The organism is Stenotrophomonas sp. TWI587, assembly GCF_039674145.1.
Taxonomy (GTDB): Bacteria; Pseudomonadota; Gammaproteobacteria; order Xanthomonadales; family Xanthomonadaceae; genus Stenotrophomonas; species Stenotrophomonas maltophilia_AY.
Genome location: NZ_JBDJMW010000005.1, coordinates 174,866 through 190,164 on the forward strand (window position 1 = coordinate 174,866; position 15,299 = coordinate 190,164).

Sequence of the window (15,299 nt, forward strand, 5' to 3'; positions counted from 1 at the left end):
TGCATTTGCCTGCGCTGCCTGATCACGCGGCCGCCAACGGAGTGCTGGCGCCGCGGTGTGAGCGCCGGGACTCAGTCCTCGGCGTTCTCGTCGCTGTCGCTGTCCGTGTCGACCGCGTCGTCCAGCGCGTCCTCGGATGCGGCATTCACGCCTTCCAGGCCGAGCGCGGCCGGCAGCAGCAGGGTGCGCAGCACCTGGAAGATCTCGCGGTAGGCGCGCGGCGGCTTGTTCTTGGCCTTCTCGGCCTGGGCATTGCGCACCAGCGTACGCAGTTCCTGGCGGTCGGCATGCGGGTACTCGTCCAGCAGCGCGCCCAGCGCCTTGTCGCCGTCCTTGAGCAGGCGCTCGCGCCAGTCTTCCACGCGGTGCATCGTTGCCACTTCACGGCGCGAGGTCTCGCTGTTTGCATCGAGCGCGTTGCGGATCGCATCCAGCACGGCGTCGTCTTCGCGGCGCATGTGCTTGGCCAGGAACGCCAGCTGGCGCTTGTGGGCGATATGCGCGGTGATGCGCTTGGCCTCGGCGATGTGCGGCAGCAGGTCTTCAGGCACCGGCAGGCGCGCCAGCTGGGCCGGGGTCAGCGACACCAGCTTCTCGCCGAGGGCCAGCACGTCCAGCGCAGCCCGGCGGTTCTGGCTACGGCTGATATCAAGGAATTCACCGGTTTCTTCGTCGCGTCCGCGCATCGTCTTATTTCCACATCCGTAAACTGTGCCGGCGTCGCGCCGGGCACTCACCTGTACAGGATAAAGCATTGAACGTGATCTCCCCTGAAGTCTCCCCGGCCGACGACAGCCTGCAGCGCCTGGAGCAGCTGGCCGACATCTCCCAGCGTCTGCTGGAGCGCGCCAAAGCCCTGGGCGCCACCCAGGCCGAGGTCAGCTGCAGCGATGAGCGCGGCCTGGATGTGAACGTGCGCCTGGGCGAGGTCGAAACGGTCGAGTCCACCCGGGATCGCGGCATCGCCGTGACCGTCTACTTCGGCCAGCGCAAGGGCAGCGCCAGCACCGCCGACCTGCGCGAGAGCAGCCTGGAGTCGACCGTGGCCCAGGCCTGCGCGATCGCCCGCCACACCGAGGACGACGAGGCGGCCGGGCTGGCCGAGGCGGCCCTGATGGCCCGTGAGTTTCCGGATCTGGACGGCTGGCACCCCTGGGAGCTCAGCGCCGATGCGGCGCTGGATCTGGCCCTGGCCTGCGAAGCAGCGGGTCGTGAGGCCGACTCCCGCATCAGCAATTCCGACGGTGCCTCGGCCGCGACCGCGCAGAGCCTGTCGGTATATGCCAACTCGCACGGCTTCATCGGCCGCGAGCGCAGCAGCCATCACTCGATCGGCTGTGCGCTGATCGCCGGGCAGGGCGATGGCATGCAGCGCGACGGCTGGTACAGCAGCGCGCTGGCCCGCGAGGATCTGGACGACGCCGCCTCGATCGGGCGCCGCGCCGCCGAGCGCACCGTCGCCCGCCTGGAGCCGCGCTCGATGACCACCGCGCAGATGCCGGTGCTGTACGCCCCCGAAGTGGCCCGTTCGCTGATCGGCCATCTGCTTGGCGCGGTGTCGGGCGGTGCCCTGTACCGCCGCGCCAGCTTCCTGCTGGACAGCGTCGGCACGCGCCTGTTCCCGGACTGGTTCGGCATCGACGAGCTGCCGCTGCTGCGCCGCGGGCTGCGTTCGGCCGCCTTCGATGGCGATGGCGTGGCCACGCGCAATTCGGCGCTGATCGGCGATGGCGTGCTGGAGCGTTACATCCTGGGCAGTTACTCGGCGCGCAAGCTCGGCCTGCCGACCACCGCCAACGCCGGTGGCGTGCACAACCTCAAGGTCACTGCCAACGCGGGCGATCTGGTCTCCATTGCCCGGCAGATGGGCAATGGCCTGCTGGTCACCGAACTGATGGGGCAGGGCGTCAACAGCGTGACCGGTGATTACTCGCGCGGCGCCGGCGGCTTCCGTGTGGAGAACGGCGAGATCAGCTACCCGGTGGATGGCATCACCATCGCCGGCAACCTCAAGGACATGTTCGCCAGCATCGAAGCAGTGGGCACGGACATCGATACGCGCTCGCACGTGCACACCGGTTCGATCGTTGTAGGACGAATGACCGTAGCTGGTAACGATTGACGTATTCTATGGGGGCTGCCCTGGCAGGCGGGGAGCCTGCCGCGTGCAATACCCATTACCTCGAACAAGGAGTTTCACGTGAGCGATTTCGACAACGTAACCACCCCGCCGCCGCCGGTGAGCGCACCGGCCCCGGCCGAACAGCGCACCATGGCCCTGGTGGCCCACCTGCTGGGCATCTTCACCTGGTTCCTCGGCCCGCTGATCATCTGGCTGATCAACAAGGACGACAGCAGCAAGAGCTTCGTCACCGACCAGGCCAAGGAAGCGCTGAACTTCCAGATCACCATCACCATCGCGATGCTGATCTGCATCGTGCTGACCATCGTCATCATCGGCGGCCTGCTGGCCCCGATCGTCGGCCTGCTCAACGTGATCTTCTGCATCATTGCAGCGGTCAAGGCCAACAATGGCGAAGCCTACCGTTACCCGTTCGCCCTGCGCCTGATCAAGTAATCGATCCGCAGTGCTGGAACGCAGAACGCCCGGGATTCCCGGGCGTTTTTTTGTGTCCTGGCGCTGTAGAGCCACGCCATGCGTGGCTGACTGCACTATCGCTCAGTGATCCCGCTCAACGGCCAGCTTGGCCAGCGCACGCAGGGCATCGGCCGTCTCGCCATACCCGGCCATACCATCGAACAGCTGCTCGCTTAACGTACGCAGATGCGCCTTGGCGCCGTCCATGCCCAGCAGCGCCGGGAAGGTCGACTTGGCCTGCGCCTCGTCCTTGCCGGCGGTCTTGCCGAGCTGTTCGGAACTGGCCTCGACATCGAGGATGTCATCGCGCACCTGGAAAGCCAGGCCCAGCGCGGAGGCAACCGTATCCAGCGTCGCCAGATCGGCGGCCGGCGCGTGCCCACACAGCGCGCCCATGCGCACCGCAGCGCGGATCAGCGCGCCGGTCTTGAGCGCATGCATGCGTTCAAGAGCCTGCAACGGCTGCTGATGGCCAGTGGCGTCGATATCCAATGCCTGGCCGCCGCACATGCCGGCCGCACCGGAGGCGTGCGCCAGGGTCTGCAGGCAGTCCACGCGCAGCTGCGCCGGCAGCGCCGCATCGGCCAGCAGGCCGAACGCACGGGTCTGCAGGGCATCCCCGGCGAGGATCGCGGTAGCTTCATCGAAGGCGATATGCGTGGTCGGGCGGCCGCGCCGCAAGGCGTCATCGTCCATCGCCGGCAGATCGTCGTGCACCAGCGAATACGCATGGATCAGTTCCACCGCCATCGCAGGGGCATCCAGGGCGTGTTCCTCGGCACCGAAGATCCGGCCGCTGGCATACACCAGCAGCGGTCGCATGCGCTTGCCACCCCCGAGCACGGCATAGCGCATTGCCTGGTGCAGGCCACGCGGCGCGTCGGCGGGTGAGGGCAGGCTGGCGTCGAGCTGGTGTTCGATCCGGTCGCGCCAACGCGCGAACGTGGCCTCAACCGTCATGGCTGGGCGGGTCGAAAGGTTCGGCGGCGTCGGGCTGGGCCGGATCGCTGAGCAGGCGCACGCGCAGCTCGGCCTGTTCCAGCGCCTGCTGGCACTGGCGATACAGACCGACGCCACGTTCGTAAGCGCTGAGCGATTGCTCCAGGCTCATTTCGCCGGTTTCCATCTTCTCCACCAGCTGCTCCAGCTCTTCCAGCGATTGCTCGAAGTGGGCGACGGGGGAGGTTTCATTGGGGGACTTTTTTGCCATGCGACAAGTGTGGGCCGCTGGCCCGGCGGGGTCAATTCACGCCGCGCCCGGGGTCCACTGCAACTGCGCATCATGGGCCTGCAGCCACGGCTGCAGGGCCGCACCGATCACGCGGTCGCCCGCGGCCAGCAGCGTGTCTTCATCGAACAGCAGCGGAAGCTGGCGGCGCTGCCACGGCGGCAGGCCCTGCTGCTGCAGCAGATCCTTGAGTGCATGGGAATGCGTGCGCCCCGGCAGCTGGATGCGCTCGCCGCCGCGCCGCGCGCGGATCTGCACGGGCGTATCGAAACCGTCGGTGGTGCCGAGCAGCCGCAGCTCGCCGCCATCGGGCAGGGCCATCGGCGCACGGCCATCCCAGTGCACGCTCCAATCGGCCGGCAGCGCCAGGCTGGCCGAGAGCAGGTGCAGCTGCCCGCGCCAGCGGCGGATGCGGGCGCCCTGCCAGGCAAACTGCGCGTCGGCATGGTGCGCGGCCGGGAGCAGTTCGCGTTCAACCGCTTCCACGCCGGCTGCGGGCAGCGGCGGCAGGCCACTGCCACGCACCCAATGCCGCAGTAACCGCGCACGCCGCTCGACCGGTTGACGCACAAGGCGCGCGCAGTCGATCACGCCCGGGCCGATACTGCAGCGTTCCAGCGCGTCGCGGTCGGCACTGTCAAGCAGATGCTGGGACTGCGCAGACAACGCTGCACTGCGTGCGAATGCAGCGTCGGCCTGTGGCCAGCGCTGACGCAGTTGCGGCAGCACGTGCAGGCGCAGGAAATTACGGTCGGCGTCATCGCTCGCGTTGCTGGGGTCTTCGATCCATTCCAAGCCTTCGGCCTGGGCATGCGCACGCAGGGTGCTGCGCGGAACCTCCAGCAACGGCCGCCACACGGTGCCGGCGCCGAATGCACTGGTGACCTGCATGGAGGCCAGCCCATCCACGCCGGAGCCACGCAGCGCCCGCAGCAGGAAGGTCTCGGCCTGGTCATCGCGGTGATGTGCCAGTGCCAACTGTTCACCAGGCAGCAGCTGCGAGGCGAACGCCTCACGACGGGCATGCCGCGCGGCAGCTTCCAGCCCCTGCCCCTGGTGACGGGGCACCTGCACGCGGATCACCCGCAGCGGAATATTCCAGCGTGCGCAGAGCTGCGTGCAGTGCACGGTCCACGCATCGGCCTGCTCCTGCAGGCCATGGTGGATATGCACGGCGCGCAGGCCAGCGGTGCGCTGGGCGGCTGAGGTGGCCAGCCAATGCAGCAGCACGGTGGAATCGAGCCCACCGCTGAAGCCCACCAGCACAGGGTGGACCACAGAGGGCGGTGGCGGCAGCAGGGACGTCATGGGCAGTGCGATCTCAGGCAGGCCGGCAGTATCAGTGCTGCGTGGCGAGGATGCCACGCGCGGGGATCACGGCGTGTCGGCATCCATCGCCGGGCGCCCCTGCCGATCAATGCGATACCAGGTGCCGCCGACCATCGCGATGTGGCCATGATCGTCCGGCGTACCCGGGCGGCAGCCCTCGCAGACGCGGGCCACGCCGTCTTCGAAGGCCCAGCCGAAATCGAACGTGGCCGGGAACGCCTGGCGCAGTTGCGTATCGAAATAGCCAATGCGTTGCCCGACGCGGCCGCGCACCAACCCGTCCACGACGTAGTCCGGGCCGTTGTCGAACGTGATCACCGGGAGCTGCCGGCCGTCGGCGCGGACGTAGTGGAATCCGCCACCGGCATGGACCGCCGCCAGTCCGTCCTGGTCATAGCGCAGCGATGACAGCGCCTTGGGCTCGAGCGCAAGACGCCCGTCGAGCCACTGGCACCCGGCCAAGGGCTGCAGGCCGTCTTCCTCGGTGAAGGCGGTGCACTCGCTACCCGCGCCCCAGGCCATGCCGGAGATGAGCAGACCGGCCACCAGCAACAGGGACCGCGCGAGGCGGCCCCTGTTGGTTGCGTGGCGAAGCAGCACACGCATTACTTGCTATCGCCGGCCTGGCGCTCGAACGCGGTCGGCTTGGGCAGCTCGACCGGCACGCCCTTCGCATCGCAGGTGCCGGCATCGCACAGGCGCTGACGCAGGCGCGGCGTAGCCTGCACGATCATGTGATAGATCGCGTTCTGTTCCATCGTGCCGCGCACGGCCTTGCTGCCCGGGCCACGTGCCCAGATGCCGACGTCTTCGCCGCCATGCGATTCGCTCTTGGCCGGCACCAGCGCTTCCTGCATGTAATCGGGATGCTCGGTATCCACCGCGGTGAGGTCCGGCCGGCCGGTGGTCGGGTCGAAGCTGCTCGGGTTGTGCGGGTACCGCTTCGGGCCGACCGGCTGCTGGTTGGTGGCACCGGTGTAGCCCGGGCCGTTGGCGTAGGTCAGGGTGGTGTAGGGCAGGCCCAGGCCATCGCGGGCCAGGTCCAGCTTGCCGGCACCGTCTTCGCCGCCCTTGTCCTTGACCTTGCCCAGGATCGGATTGCCACGCGCCGGGTAACCGACGAAGTTCAGCGTGTGCGAATGATCGGCGGTGACGATGATCAGGGTGTCCTGGTCGGAGGTTGCCTCGACCGCAGCGCGCACGGCATCGGACATCGCGACCGTATCGGTCAGTGCGCGGTAGGCGTTGCCGCTGTGGTTGGCGTGATCGATGCGTGCGCCTTCCACCATCAGCACATAGCCTTCCTGGTGGCGCGACAGGTTGGCGATTGCCGCCTGGGTCAGCTCGGCCAGGCTCGGCTCACCGGCCGGATCGTCCTTGCGCTCGGCCTCGTAACGCATGTGGTCCGGTTCGAACAGGCCCAGGATCGCCGGTGCCTTCGACGCGGCCTGCAACTGTTTGGCATTCCACACGTAGGCACCCTGCGGGTGCGCCTGCTGCCACTCAGTCACCAGGCTGCGCCCGTCCAGGCGTTGGCCGACCTTGTCGTCGTATTCCGGATCGCGTTCTTCGACCGTGGTGAACTCACCACGACCACCGCCGAGGGCGACCAGCGGGCCGCGCCCGAAGCGCGAGGTCGACAACAGCTGCTGGGCGATATCGCGGCAGCCGGCGGCCTTCGCCTCTTCCGGCACGTCGGTATCGTTTTCCCAGTTGCGCTCCGGGGAGTGCGCGTAGGTGGCCGCCGGGGTGGCATGGGTCAGGCGCGCGGTGGAGACCACGCCGGTGGCCATGCCGGCGCTGTCGGCCAGTTGCAGCCAGGTCAGCAGCCCCTTGTTCAGGCTGTCGGCGCAGTCATTGCGGGTGCCCGCGCTCACACCGATCGCGCCCATGTGGGTCTTCACGCCGGTGGTGATCGCCGTCATCGTGCCGGCCGAATCCGGCGTCTGCGAATCGGTGTTGTAGGTCTTGCTGAACGCCGTGGCCGGGAAGCGCTCCCAGGACAGCAGGTTTTCCTCGCCCGGGCGGCCATTGCGCTGGCCCTCGAAGATGCGCGCCGCCGCCACCGTGGTCAGGCTCATGCCATCGCCCAGGAACAGGATGACGTTCTTGGCCTTGCCGTCCATCGCCCCGGTGCTGGCTGCACGCGCCGCGCCGCTGCGGTACCACCACTGCGGGGTTTCCCCGGCGGGATGGGCAATGGCCGGCACATCGACCTGGACCGCGCCGGCAGCGGCGCTGGAGGAGGGAGCGGTACTGGCGCAGGCGCCGAGCAGCAGGGTGGTGACGGCGGCCACCAGAGGCGTGAAACGGGACATGGACGGGCAAATCTCACATGTGAAACGGGCGTTCATTATGCAGAACGCTGCAAGGCACGCCGATGACACGCTGATTTTCTGTGTACGTCTCGTGCCAGCGCCCCGCTTGGGCTAAGGTGCCTAGCTGTCAAATCATCTCTGGAACGCGCATGAAGCTGGTCTCTGCCTGGCTGCGGATCCCCTTCTGGCAACGGGTCCTGGGCGGCTTCGTGCTGGGTGCCCTGGCCGGCTGGCTGCTCGGGCCCGCCGCTGAAACCTGGTTCGGCCCGCTGGGCGATCTCTACGTCACCCTGATCAAGATGATCGCGGTGCCGCTGGTGTTCTTCGCCGTGATCAACGCCATCTCCTCGCTGCACGGGCAGAAGTCCGTGGCGGCTCTGGGCGGGCGCACCTTCCTGTGGTTCATCATCACCGCCGCCCTGGCGGTCTGCGTGGGCCTGTCGGTCGGCACGATCATGCAACCCGGCACCGGCGCGCTCAGCCTCAGCATGGACCACGGCTACACCCCGCGCGAAGTGCCCAGCGTGATCAAGGTGCTGATGGATGTCGTGCCCTCCAACGTGTTCTACGCGTTGACCGGCATCGGTACCCGCATCAACAGCGCCGGTGAAACCGTCCTGGCCGCCGGGCGCGGCTCGATCCTGCCGGTGATCTTCTTCGCCGGTCTGCTCGGTTTTGCCATGGTCAAGCTGGGCGACAAGGTGAGCGAAGCACGCAAGCTGACCGGCCAGATGAGCGAGATCATGATCCAGGTGACCCGCTTCGTGCTGGAGATCACCCCGCTGGGCACCTTCGGCCTGATCGCCGGCCTGGTCGGCAGCTACGGCTTCGAAAAGCTGCTGCCGCTCGGCAACTTCGTCCTCGCCCTGTACATCGCCTGCGCCGTGCACATCGTCGTGGTCTACGGCAGCCTGCTGCTCATGCACGGCCTGAACCCGTTGAAATTCTTCCGCGGCGCCGCCCCCGGCATGCAGGTCGCCTTCGTCAGCTCTTCCAGCTTCGCGGCCATGCCCGCGGCGATGCGCTCGATCACCCACAATCTCGGCGTCAACAAGGACTATGCCTCCTTCGCTGTGCCACTCGGCGCCAGCATCAAGATGGACGGCTGCGGCGCGATCTATCCCGCCCTGTGCGCCGTCTTCATCGCCCAGTACACAGGCGTTCCGCTCACTCCCGAGCAATACATCGTCGTCCTGATCGCCTCGGTCCTGGGCAGCTTCGGCACCGCCGGCGTTCCCGGCACCGCCGTGGTCATGGCCACCGTCGTGCTCAGTGCCGCCAATCTCCCGCTGGAAACCATCGGCTACCTCTACGCCATCGATCGCATCCTGGACATGATGCGCACCATGACCAACGTCACCGGCCAGATGCTGGTCCCGGTGATCGTCGCCAAGGAAACCGGCCTGCTCGATCGAGAGGTGTACGACAACCCATCCACCAACCTCGGCGTGGATGAAGGCGAAGAACGAACGTCCTGATGCAGGCACCAGATCGGAACAAAGAGACCGGCGAAAGCCGGTCTTTTTTTTCCGCTTGGGGTCGTCGCGAGCGTTACGCCCCGAAGCGACCGGCAGGCCCCTCGGCAAATGTCCCCCGGCCGACGCCTGGCGGCGACGGCCTCCTCCTTGATTTTGCCCAGGAGCCTGCCGGCCGCTTCGGGGCTCGTGCGCGGTGGTAGGTGTACTGCAAACCGGTGCTTGCCGTGAGGCGCCAGTGGCTGGACACGATGGGCCGCGCTGCGCTTGTGGGCGAAATCAAGGAGGAGGGGACGGCCGCAGGCCGGCGCCGGGGGACATTCGCCGGCAAGCGTGGCGTGGCCCATCGCTCGGCGAACCCGCCGCCTCCGCCAGTAAATAGTGAAGCGCTACGCTCGTCAGCAAACCACCCTGAACCCGCACCGTAACCGCGTGTATCACCCGGTGTAACACCTGTGATACACCCGCACCACGCCTGCCTCTCAGCGCAACCCCATCCACCGCCCAACCTATTCATCCACCCAACCGCTAACGTCGCTGTAACAGCAATGTTGCGTGCGATTAACCCCAGCCGCACGAAAGCCCAGCAAACACGGGCATCCGGAACTTGGCACGAATGCTGCTCCACCCCTCCGCATGTAATCGGAGGTCGCCATGGACAGCGTTGCCGCACACCGCACACGACACACCACACTCTGGCTGCTCGCCGCCGCACTCCTCGTGCCGGTCGCCGCCCACGCCTCCGGCGCACGCCAGGGCGTCAAGGCGCAGCCCGGCGAGATGGTGCTGCTGCGCGACGTCTCCGCGCGGCCCGCTTACCGCCCGGCACCGCCCGGCGTGGCGCTGATCGCCGATCCGTCGCCAAAACGCGAAGTCGGCCAGGCGCTCGGCACCTCGACCGGCATGGATGAACTCAGCGACGACGACTACGCCTCGCTCGGCTCCAACACCGGTGCCGGCATCCCGCGCAGCGCCACCACCATCGAGCGTGTCACCGGCCATACCGTCAACGGCACCCTCGGCAAGGTCACCGACAGCGGCATGCTCTCCAGCGGGCAGCTCAGCAACACCATCGGGGGCCCCATGGGCGCGGTTGGCAACGCCACCCGCGGCATCGGCGACCAGGTGCGCGGCGCACTCGCGCAGTTCCCGCTCGGGCAGCCTGCAGGTGGGCCCGGCAAATGAACATCGCCCTGCGCAACATGGTGCTCACCAGTCTGCTGCTCGCACCACTGGGCGCGCACGCCCAGCAGAGCAACGACTATGCGGCGATGCTCTCGTACCTCAATCAGAGCCGCATCGACGGCCGCACCCTGGCCGGCGCCGACGGTGCCATCACCGTCAACATGGCTGCCGGTGATCTCAACCAGCAAGCCAACCTGATGGGCATCGCCAACGGCCGCAACGCCCACATCACTGTGGATGCGCGCCAGCAGCAGTCCAACAACCTCAGCCTCAGCGATACCGCCATGGACGCCAGCGCCACGCTCGGCGGCCAGGCACTGAACGGCGCGCGAGGCGTGGCATCGATCAACCAGGCCAGCGGCAACGGCAACGCGACGCTCAACGTCGTGACCGCCACGCTGGCGCAACAGGGCATACGCGAAACGAACGACGAGGCTTTGGCCGCGTCGGGCGCACTCGCGTCAGCAGGGGGGCAGGGGGCCGTCAACAGCGGTCGGTCGGCCGGAACTCGCAGGGTGGCGGTCGAAGCCTCCGCGCTGCAGGGATTCGACGGCGTCCTGCAACTCAATCAGATCGCGGGATCCGGCAACGCCACCGCAAACCAGCTGAGCATTTCGGTGCAGTCCACCCCGTGAGTAGTCACATCCACCCGATTGTCTGTGATGAGAGAGAGGGCACCATGAACACCAACATGAAACGGACCGTACTGGCCATCGCCGTTGCCGCTGCATCCGCCTCCGCCGGCGCCAATGGCTGGGGCAATGACCGCGACAACCAGAACCAGAGCGCCAACATCAACCACCTGCACAACGTGGCTGAAACGCGCACCAACACCAATACCGATACCAACACCGAAACCAATACCACCACCAACACCGATACCGATTCGCGCACCTGGAACCGGACCTGGAACAACACCCGCAACAACAACAGCACCACCAACACCACCATCAACGACAACGTGACGAGCAACACCAACGTCACCAGCAACCGCAACGTGACCAGCAACCGCAACGTCACCGAGAACGTCAACAAGACCAGCAACATCCAGGCCGACGAACGCCAGGAAAAGAACAATCACGGCGTTGACGTGAACATCGAAAAAGACCTGCGCCTGAGCTCGGACATCAGCTTCTCGGGTGATCCGGAAATCACCGGCTCGATCGACATCGATTCGGCCGCCATCGCCGTCATCGACAACCGCCAGTCCGTCACCAACAATCTGGCCGGCAACACCCTGGTGACCAACAGCGCCTCGATCGCCGACGACGTCGGTGCCGATGCCTCCGGCAACCTGGGCTTCAACGTCGCCGCCGGTGACAACAACGCACAGGACAACGCCGCGTCGCTGTCCGCGGCCGATGCGTCCTTCAGCTTCGGCATGGCCGATGCGGAAGTCTTCGTCAACCAGTACGGCGGTGGCAACACCACCATCAACTCGGGCGTGACCAACGCCGCGGGCCTGGGTGGCAATGCCTTCAGCGGTGCGTCCGGCAACATCGGCGCCAACGTCGCCTCGGGCAACAACAACGAGCAGAAGAACGCGCTCGCCGCCTCGGTCGCCACCAGCGCCTATGCGACCTCGAGCATCAGCTCCAACCAGGTGTCCTCCGGCAACACGGTCAGCAACGCCGGCTACCTGCAGTCGATGACCGACACCGTGGACGTGAGCCTGAGTGGCCGCGTTGCCGGTGGCACGTTGGCCGTGGGTGCAGGCCGTTACAGCGGTTCGGGTAGTGCCTACCAGAAAGACAACTACTACCTCGATACCTGGAATGGTGCGCTGGATCACCCGAGCGGCAGCGCAACGGGCCATATCGACATGGATAGCGATATCCAGAATGCCACGGCCAACCCGAATCGTCCGGGCGTGGGCGGCATTGCGTTCGACACCGAAGAGCGCGGCACCAGCCAGTTCGTGGAACTGGGCATCGCCGACCTCTACGCGAGCCTGAGCGGCACCGTGTCCACCACCCGCTGGGTGAACGTGGACGCCACCAACACCGCGGCATTGTCCGGCAGTGCGTTCTCCGGCGCCTCCGGCAACATCGGGGTGAACGTGGCCTCCGGTACCGGCAACCTGCAGGCCAACAGTCTGGCCCTGGCGGTTGCGCAGCCCTCCACCGGCGGTGGCGGCGGCGGTCCGGAACAGTAAGTCTGTCCGTTTTCGCAAGCAGTACGCGTTGAGCGCAACAAACCCGGTCATCCGCCAATGACCGGGCTCCCCGGGAGCCCCTGTCCCTTCTCCCCCTTGGGGCAGGGGCTCCTTCCTGAGCCGGAGTACTACATGTCAAGTCGTATACGCACGTGGATGCTGGTGTGGACACTGTCGATGCTGATGATGCCGATGGGCATCGTACGCGCCGGCGATGTCGGCTTCAGTGGCGTACTGCCCAACGGGGCGGTGCTCACCCAGCGCGTGGAAAGCATGCAGGAACGGCGCTTCCGCAACGTGGTACGGCAACACACCGATTACAGCTGTGGCGCAGCTGCCCTTGCCACGATCCTGCGTTACGCCTACCACCTGGAGGCGGATGAGAGCACGGTGATCGAAGGGATGATGGGGGTCTCGGATCCACAACTGGTCCACCAGCGTGGTTTTTCGCTGCTGGACATCAAGCGTTACGTCGAATCGATGGGCATGCGCGGACGCGGCTACCGCGTCAACGAAGAGCGCCTGCGCTCACTGCGCGTGCCCGGGCTGGTGCTGATGGATGTGCGGGGCTTCCGCCACTTCGTGGTCCTCAAACAGGTCCGTGGCGATCTGGTGGATGTGGCCGACCCGATTCTGGGCAACCGCAGCATTCCCGTCAGCGAATTTCTCCAAGCGTGGCCGTCGCGCGCCGTGTTTGTCGTGATCGGCAGTGACTTCGATCGCAACACGGCGTTGCTGCAGCCCGGTGAACGGCCGAGTGCCCGTTCGCTGTACGCCAGGCAGGGACCGATCACCGATGCAGAACTGGTCGATTTCGGATTCACCCATGCCGATCTGTTTTAAGGAGGCACCATGAACATCGCAACCTGGACGCCCGGCATCGTATTGCTTGCGTTGCTGGGCATCGCGCCGGCACATGCCGACGACAGCCGGCCCGGCAAGGGATTGAGCGAAATCCCCGATCCGGAATTGAATCTCATGCGGGGGCGTTACACCGTCGGTGGCAACACCGTGGCGTGGTTCGGCGTCACCATGGTCTCGCAATGGCAGACCGCCGGCGGGCAGTCCGCACAGAGCGCGCTGAAGCTGGGCATGGACTTCAGCCACGGTGGCAGCACACCGAAGATCAGCTTCGCGCCGAGCGTGAGCGTGACCGCCGCCGACGCGCCGCTGCCGGTGACACCGGGGCGCAGTGTGGACTCCAGTGGCCTGCAGAACGTGGCCGGCCTCAGCCAGAGCATCCAGGTGGCCGGCGACGGCAACCTCGCCAGCAACGCTACCCAGCTGACCGTGCGCGATGGCGTGGCACCCACGCCCACCGGCGAGGGCGTGAACCTGGCCAGCGTGCAGCAGGGCGGTGTCAGTGCGCTCGCCCAGCTGGAAGGCAACACGGCCAAGGTGCAGTTGCAGATCGAGGGTGTCGGTGCGGTTCAGCAATGGATCCGCAATGGCAGCGTCGGCCAGAGCATCGCGCTGGGCAGTGATGGACAGTCGGTCACCAACCGGCTGCAGATCGACCTCGTGAGGCAATCGCTGGCCAACAACGTTCCGCTCAACCAGAACGTGGCGCAGGCGATGACGCTGGTACGCGGCGTAGGCATGGGGCCGGGCCAGTGATCCATCGGCCCGGCAGGGGGAGCGTCAACACAACAGTGGGCCAAGGCAATGCACACGATGATCCGCGCAACACCGCTGGCGCTGGCGGCGCTGGCACTGATGGCGGCTGCGTCCGCCCAGGCACAGGCGCAACAGCCTGCGCCCAATGACGAGGCCGATGTCAGGGCACTGATGGCGCAGCTGGAAAGCCTCAAGGCCAACTATGCGCAGGAAGTGCGACGCCTGCGCGAGCTGGACATGCAGGTGCAGGCGATGCAGGCAAGGCTGACCGGCAAGACCGCGCCGGTCGCCGGTGCCGCGCCTCCCCCTCAACAGGCCTTGCCGGCTGGCACGCCTGCAGCGCCGGCCAGCGCTGACGGTTACGCCAGCTCGGCGGCCGAAGCGCAGCAGGCCAAACAGGAATCGCGGCGCAGCGTGGATGACGTCAAACAGCAGCAGGCCGCGCTGTTCAGCCGCCGCTTTACGATCGAAAACAGCCTGTCCTACGCGCGCTATGACCGCAAGCAGCTCAGCCTCAACGGCTTCCTGGCGCTGGACGCGATCTTCCTGGGCAACATCGCCATCGAGAATGTCGAGTCGGACACGCTGACCTACAACCTGGCCGCGCGCTGGGGTGTCAGCCCGCGCCTGACCTTGAACCTGGATGTGCCCTATCTGGCTCGCAAGACCGTGTTCCAGAAGGGCGGTGCCGGCGGTTCTGCCGCGGCCATCGCGCAGGAGGAAACGACCGGCAATGGCATCGGCGACGTTGGCGTGAGCGCCAACTACCGGCTGTTTGCCGAGCGTGGGCGGCTGCCCGAAACCGTGCTGACCGTGGGCGCGACCGCGCCGACCGGGCGTGCGCCGTATGGGCTGGACTGGAAGGTGCTCGAACGCGATGACGATGACTTCATCCGTTTCGCCGTGCCCGAACAGCAGCCCACCGGCAATGGCGTCTGGCAGGCCAATGTCGGCCTGTCGGCGGTAAAGACGGCCGATCCGGCGATCCTGTTCGCCAACATCGGCTACATCCATTCCTTCCCGCGCAGCTTCGATGACATCGACGCCAACCCGGACACCACCAACCCGGGGGACGTGAAGCTCGGCGGCTCGTATTACTTCGGTGCCGGCGTGGCGTTCGCGTTCAACGAGCGCACCAGCCTGAGCATCTCCTTCAGCGACAAGCTGAGCGCGCGCGCGTCCACGCGGTACAAGAACGGCCAGTGGCTCAAGGTGATCGGCAGTGATGCCAACGCCGCCACGCTCAACCTGGGGATCACCTACGCGCTGAACCAGAAGACCACGCTGGTCAGCCTGCTGGGCATCGGCCTGACGCCGGACGCCCCGGACTTCACCCTGGCCTTCAAGGTGCCGTACAGCTTGTAAGCACGCTGTACGGTCGCCCATTCCCCTG

15 protein-coding genes are annotated in these 15,299 nt (G+C 66.7%); 9 read left to right on the plus strand and 6 right to left on the minus strand.

The window, feature by feature from the left end:
- Window positions 1–71: 71 nt before the first annotated feature.
- Complete coding sequence (gene yjgA, locus ABE464_RS10135) at window positions 72–686, minus strand: ribosome biogenesis factor YjgA (protein WP_346471840.1); 615 nt, start codon at window positions 684–686, stop codon at window positions 72–74.
- 68 nt (window positions 687–754) lie between these two features.
- Between yjgA and pmbA the strand changes: the two genes are divergently transcribed.
- Window positions 755–2,122 carry a metalloprotease PmbA gene (gene pmbA / locus ABE464_RS10140; RefSeq protein WP_346471841.1) on the plus strand — a complete coding sequence of 456 codons (1,368 nt, stop codon included), beginning with the start codon at window positions 755–757 and terminating at the stop codon, window positions 2,120–2,122.
- Between the two features lie 78 nt (window positions 2,123–2,200).
- Window positions 2,201–2,578, plus strand: a complete 378-nt coding sequence (locus tag ABE464_RS10145; RefSeq protein WP_088434456.1) for a DUF4870 domain-containing protein — start codon at window positions 2,201–2,203, stop codon at window positions 2,576–2,578.
- Between the two features lie 102 nt (window positions 2,579–2,680).
- Here ABE464_RS10145 and ABE464_RS10150 read toward each other — a convergent pair whose 3' ends face one another.
- The 5 genes from ABE464_RS10150 to ABE464_RS10170 form a co-directional block, all read right to left on the minus strand.
- On the minus strand, window positions 2,681–3,559 hold the full coding sequence (locus tag ABE464_RS10150; RefSeq protein WP_346471842.1) for a farnesyl diphosphate synthase: 879 nt from the start codon (window positions 3,557–3,559) through the stop codon (window positions 2,681–2,683).
- Entirely contained in the window at window positions 3,549–3,809 is a 261-nt protein-coding gene (locus tag ABE464_RS10155) for an exodeoxyribonuclease VII small subunit (RefSeq protein ID WP_346471843.1), read from the minus strand. The genes ABE464_RS10150 and ABE464_RS10155 overlap by 11 nt, the downstream gene beginning before the upstream one ends.
- Before the next feature lie 36 nt (window positions 3,810–3,845).
- The gene (gene tilS, locus ABE464_RS10160; RefSeq protein ID WP_346471844.1) at window positions 3,846–5,135 is read right to left on the minus strand and encodes a tRNA lysidine(34) synthetase TilS; all 1,290 of its coding nucleotides are present in this window, start codon (window positions 5,133–5,135) and stop codon (window positions 3,846–3,848) included.
- A gap of 66 nt (window positions 5,136–5,201) precedes the next feature.
- Window positions 5,202–5,762 carry a WG repeat-containing protein gene (locus ABE464_RS10165; RefSeq protein ID WP_346471845.1) on the minus strand — a complete coding sequence of 187 codons (561 nt, stop codon included), beginning with the start codon at window positions 5,760–5,762 and terminating at the stop codon, window positions 5,202–5,204.
- Window positions 5,762–7,474 carry an alkaline phosphatase gene (locus ABE464_RS10170; RefSeq protein WP_346471846.1) on the minus strand — a complete coding sequence of 571 codons (1,713 nt, stop codon included), beginning with the start codon at window positions 7,472–7,474 and terminating at the stop codon, window positions 5,762–5,764. The genes ABE464_RS10165 and ABE464_RS10170 overlap by 1 nt, the downstream gene beginning before the upstream one ends.
- A gap of 149 nt (window positions 7,475–7,623) precedes the next feature.
- Here ABE464_RS10170 and ABE464_RS10175 point away from each other — a divergent pair, with 149 nt between their 5' ends.
- The 7 genes from ABE464_RS10175 (at window position 7,624) to ABE464_RS10205 (ending at window position 15,271) form a co-directional block, all read left to right on the plus strand.
- A complete protein-coding gene (locus ABE464_RS10175) occupies window positions 7,624–8,952 on the plus strand; it encodes a dicarboxylate/amino acid:cation symporter (protein ID WP_346471847.1) in 1,329 nt (442 codons plus the stop codon).
- Between the two features lie 651 nt (window positions 8,953–9,603).
- On the plus strand, window positions 9,604–10,134 hold the full coding sequence (locus ABE464_RS10180; RefSeq protein WP_346471848.1) for a hypothetical protein: 531 nt from the start codon (window positions 9,604–9,606) through the stop codon (window positions 10,132–10,134).
- A gap of 17 nt (window positions 10,135–10,151) precedes the next feature.
- A complete protein-coding gene (locus ABE464_RS10185; RefSeq protein WP_346472013.1) occupies window positions 10,152–10,769 on the plus strand; it encodes a hypothetical protein in 618 nt (205 codons plus the stop codon).
- A gap of 56 nt (window positions 10,770–10,825) precedes the next feature.
- Entirely contained in the window at window positions 10,826–12,289 is a 1,464-nt protein-coding gene (locus tag ABE464_RS10190) for an adhesin (protein ID WP_346471849.1), read from the plus strand.
- 156 nt (window positions 12,290–12,445) lie between these two features.
- Window positions 12,446–13,132 (plus strand): C39 family peptidase, encoded by a 687-nt coding sequence (locus ABE464_RS10195; protein ID WP_346472014.1) that lies wholly within the window; start codon window positions 12,446–12,448, stop codon window positions 13,130–13,132.
- Window positions 13,133–13,141: 9 nt separating this feature from the next.
- Window positions 13,142–13,906, plus strand: coding sequence for a hypothetical protein (locus tag ABE464_RS10200; protein ID WP_346471850.1), 765 nt, complete (start codon window positions 13,142–13,144; stop codon window positions 13,904–13,906).
- 48 nt (window positions 13,907–13,954) lie between these two features.
- On the plus strand, window positions 13,955–15,271 hold the full coding sequence (locus ABE464_RS10205; RefSeq protein WP_123730598.1) for a hypothetical protein: 1,317 nt from the start codon (window positions 13,955–13,957) through the stop codon (window positions 15,269–15,271).
- The last annotated feature ends 28 nt before the right edge of the window (window positions 15,272–15,299 follow it).

Bases quoted from the DNA above. Each gene is read 5' to 3' on its own strand.
- ABE464_RS10170 (WP_346471846.1), bottom strand. From the start codon at position 7,474: ATGTCCCGTTTCACGCCTCTGGTGGCCGCCGTCACCACCCTGCTGCTC.
- ABE464_RS10150 (WP_346471842.1), bottom strand. From the start codon at position 3,559: ATGACGGTTGAGGCCACGTTCGCGCGTTGGCGCGACCGGATCGAACAC.
- ABE464_RS10195 (WP_346472014.1), top strand. From the start codon at position 12,446: ATGCTGGTGTGGACACTGTCGATGCTGATGATGCCGATGGGCATCGTA.
- ABE464_RS10175 (WP_346471847.1), top strand. From the start codon at position 7,624: ATGAAGCTGGTCTCTGCCTGGCTGCGGATCCCCTTCTGGCAACGGGTC.
- ABE464_RS10155 (WP_346471843.1), bottom strand. From the start codon at position 3,809: ATGGCAAAAAAGTCCCCCAATGAAACCTCCCCCGTCGCCCACTTCGAG.
- ABE464_RS10180 (WP_346471848.1), top strand. From the start codon at position 9,604: ATGGACAGCGTTGCCGCACACCGCACACGACACACCACACTCTGGCTG.
- ABE464_RS10200 (WP_346471850.1), top strand. From the start codon at position 13,142: ATGAACATCGCAACCTGGACGCCCGGCATCGTATTGCTTGCGTTGCTG.
- ABE464_RS10185 (WP_346472013.1), top strand. From the start codon at position 10,152: ATGGTGCTCACCAGTCTGCTGCTCGCACCACTGGGCGCGCACGCCCAG.
- ABE464_RS10190 (WP_346471849.1), top strand. From the start codon at position 10,826: ATGAAACGGACCGTACTGGCCATCGCCGTTGCCGCTGCATCCGCCTCC.
- tilS (WP_346471844.1), bottom strand. From the start codon at position 5,135: ATGACGTCCCTGCTGCCGCCACCGCCCTCTGTGGTCCACCCTGTGCTG.
- yjgA (WP_346471840.1), bottom strand. From the start codon at position 686: ATGCGCGGACGCGACGAAGAAACCGGTGAATTCCTTGATATCAGCCGT.
- ABE464_RS10165 (WP_346471845.1), bottom strand. From the start codon at position 5,762: ATGCGTGTGCTGCTTCGCCACGCAACCAACAGGGGCCGCCTCGCGCGG.
- ABE464_RS10205 (WP_123730598.1), top strand. From the start codon at position 13,955: ATGCACACGATGATCCGCGCAACACCGCTGGCGCTGGCGGCGCTGGCA.